This is a genomic window from Streptomyces bathyalis (assembly GCF_015910445.1).
GTDB classification, from domain to species: domain Bacteria; phylum Actinomycetota; class Actinomycetes; order Streptomycetales; family Streptomycetaceae; genus Streptomyces; species Streptomyces bathyalis.
In genome coordinates, this window is record NZ_CP048882.1 from 4890930 (window position 1) to 4909641 (window position 18712).

The following is an 18712-nucleotide window of genomic DNA, read 5'->3' on the forward strand; positions in this document are numbered from 1 at the left end:
CTCCGATGACTTGCGCACGTTCATCCGGTCCTCTCTCAGCGGACGGCGGCAGCACGCAGGACCGCCGTCGAACTTGCCACGATCACGGAGGAGACCCGCATGCGGAACCACGAGCCGGCCACAGACCTGGACGCCCGCTACAGCGCCCCCGGGGCGGAACCCATCGACTGGGACACCGCACGCGACGGCCTGGCGCGCGCCGGGACCTACTGGCTGACGACCGTGCGTCCGGACGGCCGTCCGCACGTCACGCCGCTGATCGCCGTCTGGTACGACGGCGCGCTGCACTTCTGCACGGGCGAGGAGGAGCGCAAGTTCCGCAATCTGGCGGCCAATTCGCACTGCGTGCTCACGACGGGAAACAGCGCGCTCGACGAAGGGCTCGACCTCGTCCTGGAGGGCGATGCCGTGGCCGTGCGCGACGACGAGAGGCTGCGGAGGCTGGCGGACGCGTGGGTGGAGAAGTACGGCGAGGACTGGCGGTTCGAGGCGCGGGACGGGGCCTTCCACCATCTGCAGGGCGGCCGGGCGGTGGTCTTCGAGGTCGTCCCGTCCACGGTCTTCGGCTTCCGCAAGGGTGACTACAGCCAGACCCGGTGGCGCTTCGCCGCCGCCTAGCTGGGGGGCACTCCCCCACGCTCCGCTGGGGGGGACCCCCACCCGGGCCGCAGGGCCCAGGGGGAGAGCCCATGTCAATCCGTCCTTCCGGACAACGGAACTCGTGGTTGAGGAATGGACCACTCCGGAGCAGGGTGAACCCCCCTACCTGGAGAAGGGACACCCCATGACGTCAGAGCCGACGACGCCCACCACCACTGGGGGCACCACCTGGACGCAGTCCACGGGGGAGACCACCGGCGCGCGTACGCTTCCGCCCTTCCGCGCCGACCACGTGGGGAGCCTGCTGCGCCCGGCGGCACTCAAGCAGGCCCGCGAGGACCACGCGGCGGGGCGCATCGAGGCCTCCGAGCTGAAGGCCGCCGAGGACGAGGCGGTACGCGACGTCGTCGCGCTCCAGCGCGAGGCCGGGCTGCGCGGGGCGACGGACGGAGAGTTCCGGCGGCAGTCCTGGCACATGGACTTCATCTACTCGCTCGGCGGGATCAACAAGGTCCAGGACGAGAACCTCCGGGTGCAGTTCCACAACGCGGACGGCGACATCGAGTTCGCACCGCCCTCCGCCCACGTGGACAGCAAGCTGCACCTGGAGTCGACGATCTTCGCCGACGCCTTCACCTTCCTGCGGGAGACCGTCTCCGAGGGCGTGACCCCGAAGCTGACGATCCCGTCGCCCAGCATGGTCCACTACCGCGGCGGCCGCGCCGCCATCGACGAGTCCGTATACCCGGACATGGAGTCCTTCTGGACGGACCTGACCGATGCCTACGCCGCCCAGGTGCGCGGCGTGTACGACCTGGGCTGCCGCTACCTCCAGCTCGACGACACCAGCCTCGCGTACCTCAACGACCCGGAGCAGCGCCGTCACGTCGCGGAGATCGGCGGGGACCCCGAGCACCAGCACGAGACGTACATCGCCAACATCAACCGCGCCCTGGCGGACCGTCCCGCCGACCTGCGCGTCACGACGCACATGTGCCGCGGCAACTTCGCCTCCTCGTGGGTGGCTTCGGGAGGCTACGACTTCGTCGCCGAAGCGCTCTTCGGCGGTCTCGAAGTGGACGGTTTCTTCCTGGAGTTCGACGACGAGCGCTCCGGCGGGTTCGAACCGCTGCGCTTCGTGCCGAAGGGCAAGCAGGTCGTGCTCGGTCTCGTCACCAGCAAGCGGCCCGAACTGGAGAGCAAGGACGCGCTGAAGCGCCGCATCGAGGAGGCGTCCCGTTACGTCGACATCGACCAGCTCAGCCTGTCCCCGCAGTGCGGCTTCTCCTCCACGCTGGAGGGCAACAACCTCACGATCGACGACCAGAAGGCCAAGCTCGGACTGATCGTGGAGACGGCCGAGGAGGTCTGGGGCGGCGCCTGACGGCCTGAGGACGGCGGCCGCCCCGGAGAAGCGCCGGGACGGCCGCCGCCGGTCCGTCCGTGTGGGAACGGCCCGGCGACCGGGCGGTCAGGGACGCGTGCCGCCCTCCCGGACCCCTCAGCATCGGACCTCGTCCCCGGTGTGCCGTGCCGCCGGCTTCCCCCTGGTCACGATCCGGAGGATGCCGGCGGTGAGCAGCCGTGCCTGGAGCGATCCGCAGGCGCAGCGCGTCCAGACGAGGATCCCCTCACCTGTGGGGTGCTGTGAGAGGTCCCGGACGGGCTGGTCGTCGGGCCATCCGCAGTACGGGCAGTGGGACACGTGTGAACCTCCTCGCTCGGCGGGTCACCGGTGGGCACCGGGACCCCGCACCAGCAAGGCTGCCGGGACCGACCATGCAGGTCCAGGTTCGATTTTTTTACTGAACCGTGTAGAACGGTTACATGATTGATCTGCGTCGTCTCACCGTGCTGCGCGCGATCGCGCAGTACGGCACCGTGACGGCGGCCGCCGAGGCCGTGCATCTGACCCCGTCGGCCGTCTCCCAGCAGGTGCGCCAGCTCGGACGGGAGCTGGGCGTCCCGATGCTCGAACCCCAGGGCCGGCGCGTGCGGTTGACCGAGGCGGCCCACGCCCTTCTGCGGCACGCCGACGCCATGGAGGAGCTGTGGCAGCGCACCGAGGCCGAGCTGCACGCGACCGCTGTGGGCGAGCCGAGCGGAGTCCTGCGCGTGGCCGGCTTCCCCTCGGCGGCGTCCGCGCTGCTCGTGCCCCTGGCCGTGCAGATGCAGCGGGAGTGGCCGGGACTGACCGTGAGGGTCAGGGAGGCCGAGCCTCTGGACTGCTTCGACCTGCTCTTCTCCGGCGACACGGATCTGGCGGTCGTCGAGGCGATCGCGGACAACCCCCCGTTCAACGACGCCCGCTTCGACCAGCGGCCCCTGCTGGAGGATCCATTCGACCTGCTCACGACCGCCGGACATGAGCGGGCGAGGGAGCCCGGGCCCGCCCTGGAGGACCTCGCCGCGGAGCCCTGGATCCTGGGCATGACCGGCCGCGGCTGCTCGGCGCGGGAGCTCGTGCTCGCGGCCTGCCGCACCGCCGGGTTCGCGCCGTCGGTCGCGCACGAGGCGCGTGACTGGAGCCTCGTCGCGACGCTGGTCGCGCACGGGCTGGGCATCGCCCTGGTGCCGCACCTGGCTCTGCTGCCTCCGCAACTGGACCTCGTACGCACTCCGTTGACCGGACGCCACGTCCCGTCCAGGCGCTTCCTGAGCGTCACCCGGCGCGGCAGCGACGGTCATCCCGCCGTCGCGGCCGCTCTCCGCCTGCTCGGTGAACTCGCCGCGAAGCAGGGCGAGTCGGCGGTGCAGGCCGGGGCCGGAACCGGGACCGCGGGGTAAGGGTTCACTCCTCCCGGAGCGCGTCCCTCTGCTCCCCGCCGGAGTCCGCCACGATGTCGGCCAGCGACTGCGGCTCACGCACGGGCACGAACCGCACCTCGCCGCCCGCTCCGTCAGCAGCCGGCTCGTCGCGTGCACCGGTCACCGTGAAGCCGTAAATGCCCGGCCGCGGCAGCGAGTTGTAGCCGAACGGATTGGAGAAGTAGTACGCCCCGGTGTCGAGGAGCGCCGCGTAGTCCCCCTCTCCCAGCCGCGGCAGCGGCCGCTCACGGGCCACCAGGTCACCGGCGAAGCAGCACGGCCCGGCGACGTCCTGGACGACGGTCCCGCCGGGGCCGTCGGCGGTCTTCGGCTCTCCCGCCGCGTCGTACGCGGCCACCCGCAGCGGCCACGCCTCCGGCGTGAAGACGGTACGCACCGCGATCTGTGCGCCCGCATGGGTGACGGCGATGGACCGCCCGCCCGCCGACTTCGCGTACTCCACGCGGGCGAGGACCGTTCCGGCCTTGGCCAGCAGTGCGCGGCCGAACTCGGTGACGATGCCGTACCGCCCGTCGAAGAGCCCCGGCACGGCCGCCGCGAGCAGCCGGGCGTACTCGTCGAAGGACGGCGTGATCTCGTCGCTGTCGAAGTTGACGGGGAGGCCGCCACCAAGGTCGAGGGTGTCGACCTGGCGCCTGCCGACCGCGGCGTTGATCTCCTCGGCGAGTTCGTACGTCGCCCGGGCGCCCTCCGCCATCAGCTCCAGCGGCATGCCCTGCGACCCGACGTGCGAGTGCAGCCGGGTCAGCCAGGGGCGCTCCCGGTAGGCCCGTACGACCCATTCGCGAGCGCCCGGGTCGTCGAGCGCGACCCCGAACTTCGAGGTGGCCGTCGCGGTGCTCATCGCCCCGATGGAGCCGCCGCCGATCTGCGGGTTGACGCGCAGACCCACCGGTGACGGCGACGGCAGGTCCGGGTCGATCAGCTCGTCGAGGCGGGCGAGCTCCGACGGGTTGTCCGCGTTGAGGGCGATGCCGAGGGTGAGGGCCTCGCGGAGTTCGCTGACGGTCTTCGCGGGGGAGTCCAGGACCGTCTGCGCCGCCGGTACGCCCGCGGCCCGTGCCAGGGCCAGTTCGCCGGGGCTGGCGACCTCGCAGCCGATGCCCTCGTCGGCCAGGAGCCGCAGGACCGGCACGAGCGAGGCCGCCTTCACGGCGAAGGTGTGCAGAACGTCCTGGCCGGGCGCTGCCACGTTCTCGAAGGCCGTCCGCAGCGCGTGCGCGGCCTCGCGTATCGCCCGGACGTCGAGGAGGGCGGCGATCGGGTGCCGGTCCTCCGTGACGAGGCCCTGCTCGACGGCGGCGCGTACGGCCAGGTCGCGGCGGGCCGCGATCGCCGAGCCGTCCATGGCGTCCGTTCCGGCCGCGGAGGCGGCGGAGGCCGCGCGGCCTCCGGCCGGCGACGGGGCCCGGGAGCCGGGGGAGACCGGGGAAACGGGGGAGTCCGAGGAGGCTGTGGCGGCCGCCGGGGCCGTCGTGGCAGGGCTGCTGCTGGAGTCGTGCATACGACAAGCCAAACACGTCCGCCGCGCGCAGGGGTACGGACCACCCGCGATATTGACTAGGTCTATTCACTCCGTACAGTGTGTGAATAATTGAAGTCGGGGGAGTCGGGACGACACACGGCAGGGAGGCACGGGAGATGTCAGGACCGCGACCCGTACGGGCGCCGCGCGGCAGCGAACTGAGTGCCAGGGGGTGGCCGCAGGAGGCCGCCCTTCGGATGCTTCAGAACAACCTCGACCCCGAGGTGGCCGAGCACCCCGACAAGCTCGTCGTCTACGGCGGCACCGGGAAGGCGGCCCGCGACTGGGACTCCTTCGACGCCATGGTCCGCACGCTGCGCACGCTGGGCGATGACGAGACGATGCTCGTGCAGTCCGGCCGTCCCGTCGGCGTGATGCGCACCCACGAATGGGCGCCGCGCGTGCTGCTCGCCAACTCCAACCTCGTGGGCGACTGGGCCAATTGGGAGGAGTTCCGGCGGCTGGACGCCCTCGGCCTCACCATGTACGGGCAGATGACCGCCGGTTCGTGGATCTACATCGGCACGCAGGGGATCCTCCAGGGCACGTACGAGACCTTCGCGGCCGTCGCCGCCAAGAGGTTCGGCGGCACGCTGGCCGGCACGATCACCCTGACCGCCGGACTCGGCGGCATGGGCGGCGCGCAGCCGCTCGCCGTCACGATGAACGACGGCGTCGTGATCTGTATCGAGTGCGATCCCTCCCGGATCGAGCGCCGCATCGGGCACGGCTACCTCGACGTACGGGCCCATTCGCTCGACCACGCACTGGAGCTGGCGACGAAGGCACGCGACGAGCGCCGCCCGCTCTCCGTCGGAGTCCTCGGCAACGCCGCCGAGTTGGTGCCCCAGCTGCTGGAGCGCGGCGCACCGATCGACATCGTCACCGACCAGACCAGCGCGCACGATCCGCTCGCGTACCTCCCCGTCGGCGTCGACTTCGACGACATGGCGCAGTACGCGGCGGACAAGCCCGCCGACTTCACGCAGCGCGCACGCGAGTCGATGGCCCGCCACGTGGAGGCGATGGTCGGCTTCATGGACGCGGGAGCCGAAGTCTTCGACTACGGCAACTCGATCCGCGGCGAGGCTCAACTCCACGGGTACGGGCGCGCGTTCGACTTCCCCGGCTTCGTACCCGCGTACATCCGCCCGCTGTTCTGCGAGGGCAGAGGCCCGTTCCGCTGGGCGGCGCTCTCGGGCGACCCGAAGGACATCGCCGCCACGGACCGCGCGCTGCTCGAGCTCTTCCCCGAGAACGAGTCGCTCGCCCGCTGGATCAGGCTCGCCGGTGAGCGCGTGCACTACCAGGGCCTGCCCGCCCGCATCTGCTGGCTCGGCTACGGCGAGCGGGACCGCGCGGGGGAGCGCTTCAACGACATGGTCGCGAGCGGCGAGCTCTCGGCGCCGCTGGTGCTGGGGCGCGACCACCTGGACTGCGGCTCGGTGGCCTCCCCGTACCGGGAGACCGAGGCGATGCGCGACGGCTCCGACGCGATCGCCGACTGGCCGCTGCTGAACGCCATGGTGAACGCGTCCTCCGGGGCGACCTGGGTCTCGATCCACCACGGCGGCGGCGTCGGCATGGGCCGCTCGATCCACGCGGGCCAGGTCACGGTGGCTGACGGGACGGAGCTGTCCGGCGAGAAGCTGCGCCGGGTGCTGACGAACGACCCGGGCATGGGCGTGGTGCGTCACGTCGACGCCGGTTACGAGCGCGCGGAGGAGATCGCCGCCGAGCGGGGCGTGCGGGTGCCGATGCGTGAGGGCCGGGAGGGCCGGGAGGACCGGGAAGGGGAGGTCGGCGCGTGACCGCACGGGACGCAGGCGGAGCGGGGGACGCCGAGGGTGCCGAGGGGAGCCCGGCGCGGCGGCCTGTCGTCGGCAGGCCGGTGCCCGACATCGGGAGCCCCCGCACCCCCGCGGCGAGCCCGCCCTCGTTCCACGAGATGTGGCGTGACCTGGCCGCGATCGGCAAGAACAAGGCCGGCGGCGGCTACCGCCGCTACGCGTGGACGGGAGCGGACACCGACTGCCGCGCCTGGTTCCGCGCACAGGCCGAATCCCGCGGCCTGGCCTACGAGTCGGACCGCAACGGCAACCAGTGGGCCTGGCTCGGCGTGACGAGCGCGGAGGAGGTCGCTCGCGGGAACGCCGTCGTGACCGGCTCCCATCTCGACTCCGTCCCGGACGGCGGCGCCTTCGACGGGCCCCTCGGTGTCGTCTCGGCGTTCGCCGCGCTGGACGAACTCCGGGCGAAGGGCGCCCACTTCAGGGTGCCGCTGGGCCTGGTCAACTTCACCGACGAGGAGGGCGCACGCTTCGGCCTTGCGTGCGTCGGATCCCGGCTCAGCGTCGGAGGGCTGACACAGAAGCAGGCGTACGAGCTGCGCGATGCAGAGGGCGTCTCGCTGCCGCAGGCCATGGAGCGGGCCGGCCACGACCCGGACGGCATCGGTCCCGACCCCGACCGGCTCGCCCGCATCGGAGCGTTCGTCGAACTCCACATCGAGCAGGGACGCGCGCTCGCGGACCCCGGCCTCCTCGCGGCCGCGGCGGCGGGGGACCGGGAGGCTGCGGCGGCCGGGACAGCCGGTCACGCCGTGGGCGTCGCATCGGCGATCTGGCCGCACGGCCGCTGGCGGTTCGACTTCCGCGGCGAGGCCAACCACGCCGGCACCACCCGGCTCGAGGACCGCCGCGACCCGATGCTGACCTACGCCGGGACGGTGCTCGCCGCCCGTGAGGAGGCCGAACGCGCGGGCGCACTCGCCACGTTCGGCAAGGTCGCCGTCGAGCCGAACGGCGTCAACGCCATCCCCTCCGTCGTACGGGGCTGGCTCGACTCGCGCGCCCCGGACGAGGAGACCCTCGCCGCCGTCGTCGCCGGCATCGAGAGCGCGGCCGCTCTGCGCGGGCGTGCCGACGGCGTGGAAGTCGGCGTCACACGTGAATCCCATACGGGGACCGTGGAGTTCGCCCACGATCTGCGTGACCGGATCGCACGGCGGCTGGGCGGAGCGCCGCTGCTGCCCACCGGCGCGGGACACGACGCGGGGATCCTGTCCGCCTCCGTCCCGACGGCGATGCTCTACGTCCGCAATCCCACCGGTGTCTCGCACTCGCCCGCCGAGTCCGCGGAAGAGGACGACTGCGTGGCCGGAGTGCGAGCACTCGCCGACGTGCTGGAAGGGCTGGCCTGCTGATGCCATCCGTCTCGTCCTCGTCCCCCACGCCCGCCTCGCCGTCGCACTCCCGCGAGGGCCCGGGCGGGCCGTCCCCCGACCCGGAGCACGTGTACTGGTGCACGCACGCCTGGCTCAACGGCACGCTGGAGCTCGACGTGATGATCGAGACCGGCGCTGACGGCCGGATCACCGCCGTACGCAGGGGAGTCGGCTCACCGCCCCGCGGCGCCGTGAAGCTGCGCGGCCTCACCCTGCCGGGCTTCGCCAACGCGCACTCGCACGCCTTCCACCGCGCGCTGCGCGGCACCGTGCAGGTCGGGTCGGGCACCTTCTGGACGTGGCGCGAGATGATGTACCAGGTCGCCGGCCGCCTCACGCCGGACTCGGCCTACGCCCTCGGCCGCGCCGCGTACGCGGAGATGGCGCTGGCCGGCATCACCTGCGTCGGCGAGTTCCACTACCTCCACCACGGGCCGGGCGGCGAGCCCTACGACGATCCCAACGCCATGGGCCACGCCCTCATCTCCGCCGCCCGGGACGCCGGGCTCCGCATCACGCTCCTCGACACGGCCTACCTCGCCTCGGGCTTCGGGCGGGGCGGCCGCGGTGAGCCTCCCGGCCGGCAGCAGCTCCGCTTCTCCGACGGCACCGCCGAGGCGTGGGCCGAGCGTGCGGCGCAGCTGCGGGCCCCCGAGGGCGGGCACGCACGTACCGGCGCGGCCATCCACTCCGTACGGGCCGTCCCGGCAAGGGAGTTGGGCCCGATCGTGGAGTGGGCGGAGGAGCGCTCGGCGCCGCTGCACGTCCACCTCTCCGAGCAGACCGCCGAGAACGACGCCTGCCAGGAGGCGCACGGCTGCACCCCCACGCGGCTCCTCGCCGACCACGGGGTCCTCGGGCGCCGTACGACGGCCGTGCACGCCACCCATCTGACCGACGAGGACATCAAGCTCATCGGCGACTCCTCGACCGGGGTGTGCATGTGCCCCACCACCGAACGGGACCTCGCCGACGGGATCGGGCCCGCGCCCCGGCTGGAACGCGCCGGCGCCACCCTGTCCCTGGGCAGCGACAGCCACGCCGTCGTCGACCTGCTGGAGGAGGCTCGCGCGCTGGAGCTCGACGAGCGCCTCCGCACGCGCACACGCGGCCACTGGACGGCGGCACAGCTGCTGCGCGCCGCCACGGAGGACGGCCATGCCACGCTGGGCTGGCCCGAGGCGGGACGCCTGGAGGCGGGCATGCTCGCCGACTTCACGACGGTCTCGCTGGACTCGGTGCGCACGGCCGGACCTCCGCTCCGCATGGCGCCCGAGACGGCCGTCTTCGCGGCGTCCGCCGCCGACATCCGCCACACGGTCGTGGGCGGGGAACACATCGTGCGGGACGCCCGGCACGCGTACGTCCCCGACGTGCCGGCCGCCCTGGCCGAGGCGATCGGCGCCGTCCACTGAGAGTTGGGCCGCCGTCCCACCTTCCGGGCGGTGGGGCCGCGGCACCGCAAGCACCCGAAGCACCGGAAGTACCCGCAGCACCGGAACGGAAGCGCCCGCAGCAGCACAGCGCCGGCGAGCAGGGCCGGTCGACCGAGCGTCGAGGAATCGTCGAAGAAGGGCCGAGGAAGCGACACATGACCAGCACAGTCGTCACGAACATCCGCACCCTGGTGACCAACGACCCCGCACTCGGCGAGGGCGGGCCCCTCGGTCTCGTACATGACGCCGCCGTCGTCCTCGACGGCGACCGCGTCGCATGGGTCGGTCCCGCCGCGGAGGCGCCCGCCGCCGACTCCGCCCACGACGCCGAAGGCCGGGCAGCCGTCCCCGGTTTCGTCGACTCCCACTCGCATCTGCTCTTCGGGGGCGACCGCACGGCCGAGTTCAACGCCCGCATGTCGGGGCGCCCTTACACAGCCGGCGGCATCCGCACGACCGTCGCGGCGACCCGCGAGGCGAGCGACGACGAACTCGGCCGCAACCTGACCCGGTTCCTCGACGAGGCCCGCCGCCAGGGCACGACCACCATGGAGACCAAGTCCGGCTACGGCCTCACTCCCGAACAGGAGTCGCGCGCCCTGCGCGTGGCGGCGGAGCAGACCGACGAAGTCACATACATGGGCGCGCACATCGTCGCCCCCGAGTACGCCGACGACCCCGCCGCCTACGTGGACCTCGTGACCGGGCCCATGCTGGACGCCTGCGCGCCGTACGCCCGTTGGGTCGACGTCTTCTGCGAGAAGGGCGCCTTCGACGGGGACCAGGCCCGTGCCGTCCTCACGGCGGGCCGGGCGAAGGGCCTGATCCCCCGTATCCACGCCAACCAGCTCTCGCACGGCCCCGGTGTCCAGCTCGCCGTCGAACTCGGCGCCGCCTCCGCCGACCACTGCACGCACCTGACCGACGCCGACGTCGACGCGCTCGCGCATGCCGACGGCACGGTCGCCACGCTGCTCCCCGGCTGCGAGTTCTCCACCAGGGCCGTCTACCCGGACGCCCGCCGCCTGCTGGACGCGGGCGCCACCGTCGCACTCTCCACGGACTGCAATCCGGGTTCCTCGTTCACCTCGTCGATGCCGTTCTGCGTCGCCATCGCCGTACGGGAGATGGGGATGACGCCGGACGAGGCCGTCTGGTCCGCCACGGCCGGCGGCGCACGGGCGCTGCGCCGCGACGACATCGGCCGGCTGAGCCCCGGCGCCCGCGCCGATCTGGTCCTGATGGACGCCCCCTCGCACGTCCATCTCGCCTACCGCCCCGGCGTCCCCCTCACGAGCCGGGTCTGGCACCGCGGGCGGCCGGCCGGCGCCTGACCGTCGCCGGAGCCCCGTCCCCGTACGACGAAGCGGGCCGCCACCGGTGTCTCCACCGGGGCGGCCCGCTCGCGTGTTCCGTGTGACCGCGCGAGGCGCGGGGCTCAGTCCTCGACCATCAGGCCCTTGCGCAGCTTGTTCAGCGTGCGCGAGAGCAGACGGGAGACGTGCATCTGGGAGATGCCGAGCTCGTCGCCGATCTCGCTCTGGGTCATGTTGGCGACGAACCGCAGCGAGAGGATCGTCCGGTCACGCGCGGGGAGTTCGGCGATCAGCGGCTTGAGCGACTCGACGTACTCGATGCCCTCGAGTCCGTTGTCCTCGTAGCCGATGCGGTCGGCGAGGGCGCCCTCGGTGTCGTCCTCCTCCGGCTGCGCGTCCAGGGAGCTGGCGGTGTAGGCGTTGCTCGCCGCCATGCCCTCGACGACCTCCTCGACGGAGATGTCGAGCCGCTCGGCGAGCTCCTCCATCGTCGGTGCGCGGTCGAGGTTCTGCGCGAGCTCGTCACCGGCCTTGGCCAGGTCCAGGCGCAGCTCCTGCAGCCGGCGCGGCACGCGCACGGACCAGGAGGTGTCACGGAAGAAGCGCTTGATCTCGCCGACGATGGTCGGCATGGCGAACGTCGGGAACTCGACTCCGCGCTCCATGTCGAACCGGTCGATCGCCTTGATCAGACCGATCGTGCCCACCTGGACGATGTCCTCCATCGGCTCGCTGCGTGAGCGGAAGCGGGAGGCGGCGAACTTGACCAGGGCCAGGTTGAGTTCGACGAGCGTGTTGCGCACGTACGAGAACTCGTGGGTGCCCTCGTCCAGCTTCTCGAGGCGCTTGAAGAGGGTCTTCGACATGGCTCGTGCGTCGACCGGGCCCACCTCGTCATACGGTGGGATCTCCGGGAGCTGAAGCTGGTCGAAGATCTCCTCGACAGCTTCCGGGCTCGTGGGTTCGGGCACCTGGACCGGGCTGAACTGCTCCGCGCCGAGCTGCTCCGCGCCGAGCTGTTCCGGGAGGACCGGTTCGGTAGCGGTGTCCGGTATCCCTTGATCGAGCCTCGGTGACATGGCGATGTCCTCCATCATTCTCGGCATATGGCTGCCGAAGCCGTGACGTGCACTACGAAGGTGCGGCGCCTCCAATGCCGACGTGTTTCTGTATTCCTATACGCCTACCCGCTCGCGTACGTGTATGGCAAGTGCTGGATGTCCGAATTTGCCCCAATGTGTGGGTTGTTCGGCTACCGGTACTGCCGGTGAAGGCGTAGGGTTCGAGTCTGTTGACGGGGGCAGAAGAGACGGCGCTTTGGCGATCAAGAGGGGTGTGCATGGACCGCGGGATGCCCGGCAGCACGAGCCGGGGTCGGCTGACGGTCGACGTTCGGCACCAGGCGGGCAGTGCCGTCGTGACCCCTGAGGGGGAGCTCGATCACCACACCGCGGACCTGTTCAGCGAAGCGCTGGAGCAGGCCATCGCGGAGGGCGGCAGCCGCCTGGTCGTGGACTGCTCCGGACTGGAGTTCTGCGACTCCACCGGACTGAACGTCCTGCTGGGGGCCCGGCTCAAGGCCGAGGCCGCCGGGGGAGGCGTCCACCTCGCGGGAATGCGGCCCGTCGTCGCCCGGGTCTTCGAGATCACGGGCGCGGGAGCGGTGTTCACTCTCCACGACGACCTCGACTCGGCATTGGCCAATGTGGCGGAGGCGTGATGCACGTTCCGGCATGTGTGTACAGCCCGCTACGCGGAAGTTACACGCGTCACATCACTCCGTCCGCATCAGTGGGTGTTCTCACGGTTCCGTAGGGCAGGAGATCCCCTGAGCCAGTCAGGCACGCGCGATGTCGCCCGCCTGCCCGTGGCCCGGCGACGAGAGGCACTATCGGTGATCGGTGAGGTGAACCACTGATGAGCACCACCCGGCCGTTTCCGGCTGGCGACTGCGGTCCGGAGCCCGAGGGCACCGCGACAGCGGCTGCGTCCGGGGCCGGGAGCACCGGGGCCGGAGCCCTCAGCGGGCTCTCCGCGGGCTCGTCAGGGGCCTCGGGGGCGTCCGGACCGTCGAGGGTCTCGGGTGCGGCAGGCTCCGCCGGTGCCGCCGGAGGGCCGGAGCAGTCCGGCCCGCAGGGCAAGACGGCGGGAGCCGCTCAGGTGGAGCAGCCCTCCGACCACAGCGGCACGTCCGCTCCGTCCGAGGGTGCCTCCACGGGCCCTTCCGCCGCCCACGCCGCTTCCGCGGACGAGCCGGGTCAGGTCGTGGGCAGGGCGGAGCGGGAGAGCGGCGAGTCCGTACGGGGAGAGACGGGGAAGGGTCGTCCGATGCGCCAGGTGCGCAGGCTGCGCCTGGTCGGCGTCAGCGGTGCCGTGCCCCGTGCCCGCGATTTCGTCCGGCAGGCGCTGCAGGACTGGGGCTGGCTTCCCGCCTCGACCGGTGACCAGCGCGCCGCCGCCGAGGACGTTCTGCTCGTCGTCTCCGAGCTGGTGACGAACGCGTGCCTGCACGCGGACGGGCCCGAGGAGCTGCGGGTCGGCAGCGGCGCGGAGGTGCTGCGGCTGGAGATCGTCGACCAGGGCAGCGGATCGCCGGCGCCGCGCACACCGCACCGCGCCGGTCGTCCGGGCGGCCACGGCATGTTCATCGTCCAGCGGCTCTGCCTGGACTGGGGCGTGGTCCGCAATCCGGAGGGCATGGGCAAGACGGTCTGGGCGGAGCTGGCCCCGCCCAGCTGACCGGGGCCCAGCTGACCGGAGGCCGGCTGACCGGAGGCCGGCAGACCCACGCCCAGATTGAAGCGCACACAGGCGGACCGCCCCGGCGGCCGCGTGCCGACGGGGCATCGAACCGGCCGTTCAGCCGTCCAGCGCTGCGATCGTCGCGACCGAGGGCCCGCGCCGCTCGCGCAGTTCGCGGGAGACCGCTTCCGCCTCACCCAGCACGCGCACCGCGTTCCGCCAGGTCAGCTTCGCCAGGTCCTCCTCGGACCAGTGCCTCCGCAGCAGTTCGGCGATGAGGTTCGGATAGCCGGAGACGTCCTCCAGCTGTGCCGGTACGAACGCCGTGCCGTCGTAGTCGCCGCCGATGCCGAGATGGTCGATGCCGGCGACCTCACGCATGTGGTCCAGATGGTCCGCGACGGTGGACGCGTCCGCGACCGGACGCGGGTTCTCCTGCTCGTAGGCGCGGTGTACGCGCATGCCTTCCTCGCCGGTGTCCAGCGGATGCAGCCCGTGCGCCCGCATGTTCTCCTCGGCGGCCTTCGTCCAGGCGACGGCCTCCGGCAGCACGAACTTCGGCACGAACGTCGCCATCGCCACGCCGCCGTTGCGCGGCAGCGCTTCCAGCACGTCGTCGGGGATGTTGCGCGGGTGGTCGCACACGGCGCGCGAGGAGGAGTGCGAGAAGATCACCGGCGCCTCGCTGACGCGCAGCGCGTCCCGCATCGTGGAGGCGGCGACGTGGGAGAGGTCGACGAGCATCCCGGCCCGGTTCATCTCCCGAACGACCTCCTCGCCGAAGCGCGAGAGGCCGTCGTGGCGCGGTTCGTCCGTCGCGGAGTCCGCCCAGTCGGTGTTGTCGTTGTGCGTCAGCGTCATGTAGCGCACGCCCAGTTCGTGCAGAGCGCGCAGCGTGGCAAGGGAGTTGACGATGGAGTGCCCGCCCTCGGCGCCCATCAGCGAGGCGATACGGCCCTCGGAGCGTGCCGCCTCCACCTCCCGTGCGGTGAGCGCGAGTTGCAGCTCCGACGGGTGGCGTGCCACCAACTGCCGCACGACGTCGATCTGTTCGAGGCAGGCGCTCACCGCGGCGTCCCCGGCCAGCTCCGTGCTCACGTACACCGACCAGAACTGGGCGCCGACGCCGCCCGCACGCAGCCGGGGGATGTCGGTGTGCAGATGCGCCGACTGGTCCCGGGAGATGTCGCGCCGGGAGATGTCGTAGGACACCTGCGTGCGCAGCGCCCACGGCAGGTCGTTGTGCCCGTCCACCACCGGGTGGGCGGCGAGCAGTTCGCGGGCACGCTCCAGCAGGGCCGGCTCCGCGGCCGTCCCCGCGCCACCGGTCATCAGCTGCCTCCGAAGCCGAAGCCGGTCCTGCTCGCGGCGACCTTGCCGCGCAGCCGGCGGCCCTTCTCCGTGGCCTCTTCGTTCAGCTCGTCCTGGAACCGCCCCATGCGCTCCTGGAGTTCGGGGTCGTGGGCCGCGAGGATGCGCACGGCCAGCAGGCCCGCGTTGCGCGCCCCGCCCACCGAGACCGTCGCGACGGGCACGCCCGCCGGCATCTGCACGATGGAGAGCAGGGAGTCCATGCCGTCGAGGTACTTCAGCGGCACCGGCACCCCGATCACCGGCAGCGGCGTCACCGAGGCGAGCATGCCGGGCAGATGGGCGGCGCCGCCCGCGCCCGCGATGATCGCGCGCAGCCCGCGTGAGGCCGCCTCCTCGCCGTACGTCACCATCTCGCGGGGCATGCGGTGCGCGGAGACGACGTCGGCCTCGTAGGGCACCTCGAACTCGTCCAGCGCCTTGGCGGCCTCCTCCATGACGGGCCAGTCGGAGTCGGAGCCCATGACGAGGCCGACGAGCGGGGTTTCAGGCGTCATTCGGTGATCGTTCCTCGCAGGTATCCGGCGGCATGTGCGGCGCGTTCGCGCACGTCGTCCAAGTCGTCGCCGTAGGTGTTGACGTGGCCGACCTTGCGCCCCGGCTTCACGTCCTTGCCGTACATGTGGATCTTCAACTGCGGGTCGCGGGCCATGCAATGGCGGTACGCCGAGTACATGTCCGGGTAGTCGCCGCCGAGTACGTTCGCCATGACCGTCCAGCGTGCGCGGGCGCGCGGGTCGCCGAGGGGCAGATCGAGCACGGCGCGCAGATGGTTGGCGAACTGCGAGGTGACCGCGCCGTCCTGGGTCCAGTGCCCCGAGTTGTGCGGCCGCATCGCCAGTTCGTTCACGAGTACACGCCCGTCGCGCGTCTCGAAGAGCTCGACGGCCATGTGCCCGACGACGCCCAGCTCCTGGGCGATCCTCAGCGCCAGTTGCTGCGCGGTGACCGCTTCGTCGCCGGGAAGGCCGGGCGCTGGAGCGATCACCGTGTCGCAGACGCCGCCGACCTGCACGGACTCCACGACGGGATAGGCGACGGCCTGCCCGTGCGGCGAGCGCACCACGCAGGCCGCCAGCTCACGCGCGAAGTCGACCTTCTCCTCGGCCAGTACGGGCACTCCGGCCCTGAACGGGACGGCCGCCTCGCCGGTGGAGCGCACGACCCAGACGCCCTTGCCGTCGTAGCCGCCGCGCACCGTCTTCAGCACGACGGGAACGGGGAATCCGGCGCCGTCGGACGTACCGGCTCCCTCGCTCCCGGCCTCGTCCTCGGCCAGGGCGACCTCGGCGGCGAACGCCGCGACGTCGGCGGGGTCCTGCACGATGCGGTGCCGCGGGCAGGGCACGCCGAGGCTGTCCAGGCGTTCGCGCATGACGCCCTTGTCCTGGGCGTGCACCAGCGCGTCGGGGCCGGGGCGCACGGGGATCCCGTCCGCCTCCAGCGCGCGCAGATGGTCCGTCGGCACGTGCTCGTGGTCGAAGGTGATCACGTCGCAGCCGCGGGCGAAGTCACGCAGGGTGCCGAGGTCGCGGTGGTCGCCGACCACGACTTCGCCGGCCACCAGCGCGGCGGAGTCCTGCGGGGTGTCCGAGAGGAGCCTGAATCTGATGCCGAGCGGGATGCCCGCCTCGTGGGTCATGCGGGCTAGCTGGCCGCCACCGACCATGCCGACTACGGGGAACGTCACAGCTTCAGCGTATCCGCACCGCCTCGCACGGCCGAAGCGGCGGTCGCCGCCCGCCACGGGCGCCCGCACGAGGCGCGGGACGCGGCCGGGATCCGGAGCGGGCCGACGCGCCGCCCCGCGGCCCGGGCGGCCGGGGTCGCGCTCGCCCGCGCTGCGAGAGCGGATGCCCGCTGGTTAGCATGTTGCGCGGGGGACGGACGACGTCGACCGAAACGGGGCAACGGCACAATGGGTGACTGGAGCGCGCTGCGCACGTTGAGACGATTGCGCACCAGGCTGGAACGTCTCGTCCGCGAGGCCGCGAAATTCGGCACGGTGGGTGCCGTCGGTTTCCTGGTCAACGTGGCCGTCTTCAACCTGTGCATCCACACCCTGCAGTTGGCGCCGATCCGTTCCGGTGTGATCTCCCAAGTCGTCGCGATCGGTACGAACTACCTGGGCAACCGCTACTGGACGTACCGGCACACCGACAAGCGCCGCATCCGGCGCGAGACCGTCCTGTTCTTCTTCTTCAGCGGCGTCGCGCTCGTCATCGAGAACGCCGTCCTCGCCGTGTCCCACTACGGACTGGGCTACACCTCGCCGCTCGCGGACAACATCGCGAAGAACGTCATCGGCCTCGGCATCGGTACCGTCTTCCGCTTCTGGACGTACCGCACCTGGGTATTCCGCTCGGGTTCAGGCCGCATCTTCGCCCGATCTGCTTCTGCTGACGCTCTCGCGGCTGAGAAAGAGCGCGAAAACCGGCGGATGATGCTGAAGTAGCTCCAGCCGTCCGCCGTCCGCCTCCGCCAGGTCGCGGGCGACGGCGAGGCCGAGCCCGGTGGAGTTGTGGCCGCTGACCGTCCGTTCGAAGACGCGTGAACCCAGTTCGGAGTCCACGCCGGGACCTTCGTCCGTCACCTCCACCACGACCTGGTTGCCGGTGACGCGGGTGCGCAGCGCGACCCGGCCCTCCCCGTGCATCAGGGAGTTCTCGATCAGCGTCGCCAGCACGCCCGCGACCGCTCCCGGCGTGCCCACGACCCGCAGCCCGGGCTTCCCGGAACGCACGATCGCGCGGCCCTCGCTCCTGTAGGCGGGCTTCCACTCCGCCACCTGCTGCTTGAGCACCTCGTCGAGGTCGAAGCCGACCGCCGAAGCCGAGCGCGGGTCACGGGAGTTGGTGAGCAGGCGCTGCACGACGTCCGTGAGCCTCTCGACCTGGGCCAGCGCGATCGTCGCCTCCTCCTTCACCGTGGCCCGGTCCTCCGGGTCGTCGGTGTCGGCGGTGGCGATGATCTCCTCCAGCCGCATCGACAGCGCCGTGAGCGGCGTACGCAGCTGGTGCGAGGCGTCCGCGGCGAGCCGGCGCTCGGCGGTCAGCATCCGGCCGATGCGGTCCGCGCTCCCGTCCAGCACGTCGGCGACGCGGTCGAGTTCGGGCACGCCGTAGCGGCGGTGCCGGGGCCGGGGGTCGCCGGAGCCGAGCCGCTCGGCCGTCTCGGCGAGGTCGGTGAGGGGGGCCGCGACGCGATGCGCCTGCCGTACGGCGAGGATGGCGGCCGACGCGACCGCGAGCAGCGCGACCGCGAGGATGATCAGCAGCGTGCGGCCCAGCTCGTCCTCGACCGAGCTGTAGCCCTGCTGAACGGTGATGCGCTCGCCGTGCGCACCGGTCTGCGACGCCTCGATGACCCTGCCTTCGGGGCGCTTCCCGAGCGTGATGACCTTCTTGCCGGGCACTTCGATGCGCACGTGGCGGTGGTGCGGCACGGCGTTGTTCATCGTCCTGGGGGAGACCTTCTCTCCGGCGACGATGCGGCTCTCCACGACGGAGACCAGCTGCACGGCCTCCGACTTCACGTTGTCGCGTGCGCTGTTCTCGATGGAGCGGGACTCGACGAGGATCAGCGAGATGCCGAACACGGCCACGACGACGAGCACGACCGCGAGCGTCGAGAGGATCAGCCTGCGCCGCACGAGTCGTCCTCCGTA

General features: G+C 71.9%; 17 protein-coding genes. 10 read left to right on the forward strand and 7 right to left on the reverse strand.

What is annotated here, in order from left to right; genetic code table 11:
* Nucleotides 1–99: 99 nt before the first annotated feature.
* Both G4Z16_RS21320 and G4Z16_RS21325 read left to right on the forward strand, forming a co-directional pair.
* A complete protein-coding gene (locus G4Z16_RS21320; protein ID WP_197352307.1) occupies nucleotides 100–618 on the forward strand; it encodes a pyridoxamine 5'-phosphate oxidase family protein in 519 nt (172 codons plus the stop codon).
* A gap of 166 nt (nucleotides 619–784) precedes the next feature.
* Nucleotides 785–1984, forward strand: coding sequence for a 5-methyltetrahydropteroyltriglutamate--homocysteine S-methyltransferase (locus tag G4Z16_RS21325; RefSeq protein WP_197352308.1), 1200 nt, complete (start codon nucleotides 785–787; stop codon nucleotides 1982–1984).
* A gap of 117 nt (nucleotides 1985–2101) precedes the next feature.
* On the opposite strand, the gene G4Z16_RS21330 is transcribed toward G4Z16_RS21325, so the two are convergent.
* A complete protein-coding gene (locus tag G4Z16_RS21330) occupies nucleotides 2102–2305 on the reverse strand; it encodes a hypothetical protein (RefSeq protein WP_197352309.1) in 204 nt (67 codons plus the stop codon).
* A gap of 122 nt (nucleotides 2306–2427) precedes the next feature.
* Between G4Z16_RS21330 and G4Z16_RS21335 the strand changes: the two genes are divergently transcribed.
* A complete protein-coding gene (locus G4Z16_RS21335) occupies nucleotides 2428–3387 on the forward strand; it encodes a LysR family transcriptional regulator (RefSeq protein ID WP_197352310.1) in 960 nt (319 codons plus the stop codon).
* A gap of 4 nt (nucleotides 3388–3391) precedes the next feature.
* Here the strand turns inward: G4Z16_RS21335 and G4Z16_RS21340 are convergent, their stop codons facing one another.
* Complete coding sequence (locus G4Z16_RS21340; protein WP_197354810.1) at nucleotides 3392–4777, reverse strand: type III PLP-dependent enzyme domain-containing protein; 1386 nt, start codon at nucleotides 4775–4777, stop codon at nucleotides 3392–3394.
* Between the two features lie 293 nt (nucleotides 4778–5070).
* Here G4Z16_RS21340 and hutU point away from each other — a divergent pair, with 293 nt between their 5' ends.
* From hutU to hutI, 4 genes are all read left to right on the forward strand, one after another.
* Entirely contained in the window at nucleotides 5071–6765 is a 1695-nt protein-coding gene (hutU, locus tag G4Z16_RS21345) for a urocanate hydratase (RefSeq protein ID WP_197352311.1), read from the forward strand.
* Nucleotides 6766–6902: 137 nt separating this feature from the next.
* Entirely contained in the window at nucleotides 6903–8159 is a 1257-nt protein-coding gene (locus tag G4Z16_RS21350; protein ID WP_197354811.1) for an allantoate amidohydrolase, read from the forward strand.
* Between the two features lie 140 nt (nucleotides 8160–8299).
* Nucleotides 8300–9595, forward strand: coding sequence for a formimidoylglutamate deiminase (locus tag G4Z16_RS21355; protein ID WP_246531338.1), 1296 nt, complete (start codon nucleotides 8300–8302; stop codon nucleotides 9593–9595).
* A gap of 176 nt (nucleotides 9596–9771) precedes the next feature.
* Nucleotides 9772–10950 (forward strand): imidazolonepropionase, encoded by a 1179-nt coding sequence (gene hutI / locus G4Z16_RS21360; RefSeq protein ID WP_197352313.1) that lies wholly within the window; start codon nucleotides 9772–9774, stop codon nucleotides 10948–10950.
* A gap of 104 nt (nucleotides 10951–11054) precedes the next feature.
* Here the strand turns inward: hutI and G4Z16_RS21365 are convergent, their stop codons facing one another.
* Nucleotides 11055–12011, reverse strand: coding sequence for an RNA polymerase sigma factor SigF (locus tag G4Z16_RS21365; protein WP_425508099.1), 957 nt, complete (start codon nucleotides 12009–12011; stop codon nucleotides 11055–11057).
* A 260-nt stretch (nucleotides 12012–12271) separates the two neighbouring features.
* On the opposite strand from G4Z16_RS21365, the gene G4Z16_RS21370 reads away from it, so the two are divergent.
* Both G4Z16_RS21370 and G4Z16_RS21375 read left to right on the forward strand, forming a co-directional pair.
* A complete protein-coding gene (locus G4Z16_RS21370) occupies nucleotides 12272–12652 on the forward strand; it encodes an STAS domain-containing protein (protein WP_197352315.1) in 381 nt (126 codons plus the stop codon).
* A 545-nt stretch (nucleotides 12653–13197) separates the two neighbouring features.
* Nucleotides 13198–13671 (forward strand): ATP-binding protein, encoded by a 474-nt coding sequence (locus G4Z16_RS21375; protein WP_197354812.1) that lies wholly within the window; start codon nucleotides 13198–13200, stop codon nucleotides 13669–13671.
* A 120-nt stretch (nucleotides 13672–13791) separates the two neighbouring features.
* Here the strand turns inward: G4Z16_RS21375 and G4Z16_RS21380 are convergent, their stop codons facing one another.
* From G4Z16_RS21380 to G4Z16_RS21390, 3 genes are read right to left on the reverse strand one after another with little or no spacing between them, the layout of a single operon-like run.
* Nucleotides 13792–15006, reverse strand: a complete 1215-nt coding sequence (locus G4Z16_RS21380) for a dipeptidase (protein WP_197352316.1) — start codon at nucleotides 15004–15006, stop codon at nucleotides 13792–13794.
* Nucleotides 15006–15542 (reverse strand): 5-(carboxyamino)imidazole ribonucleotide mutase, encoded by a 537-nt coding sequence (purE, locus tag G4Z16_RS21385; protein ID WP_197352317.1) that lies wholly within the window; start codon nucleotides 15540–15542, stop codon nucleotides 15006–15008. Before purE ends, G4Z16_RS21380 begins: the two co-directional genes overlap by 1 nt.
* Nucleotides 15539–16735 carry a 5-(carboxyamino)imidazole ribonucleotide synthase gene (locus G4Z16_RS21390; RefSeq protein WP_197352318.1) on the reverse strand — a complete coding sequence of 399 codons (1197 nt, stop codon included), beginning with the start codon at nucleotides 16733–16735 and terminating at the stop codon, nucleotides 15539–15541. Before G4Z16_RS21390 ends, purE begins: the two co-directional genes overlap by 4 nt.
* 228 nt (nucleotides 16736–16963) lie before the next feature.
* On the opposite strand from G4Z16_RS21390, the gene G4Z16_RS21395 reads away from it, so the two are divergent.
* Nucleotides 16964–17500, forward strand: a complete 537-nt coding sequence (locus G4Z16_RS21395; RefSeq protein WP_197352319.1) for a GtrA family protein — start codon at nucleotides 16964–16966, stop codon at nucleotides 17498–17500.
* On the opposite strand, the gene G4Z16_RS21400 is transcribed toward G4Z16_RS21395, so the two are convergent.
* Nucleotides 17414–18697 carry an ATP-binding protein gene (locus G4Z16_RS21400; protein ID WP_197352320.1) on the reverse strand — a complete coding sequence of 428 codons (1284 nt, stop codon included), beginning with the start codon at nucleotides 18695–18697 and terminating at the stop codon, nucleotides 17414–17416. The genes G4Z16_RS21395 and G4Z16_RS21400 overlap by 87 nt on opposite strands.
* Between the last annotated feature and the right edge of the window lie 15 nt (nucleotides 18698–18712).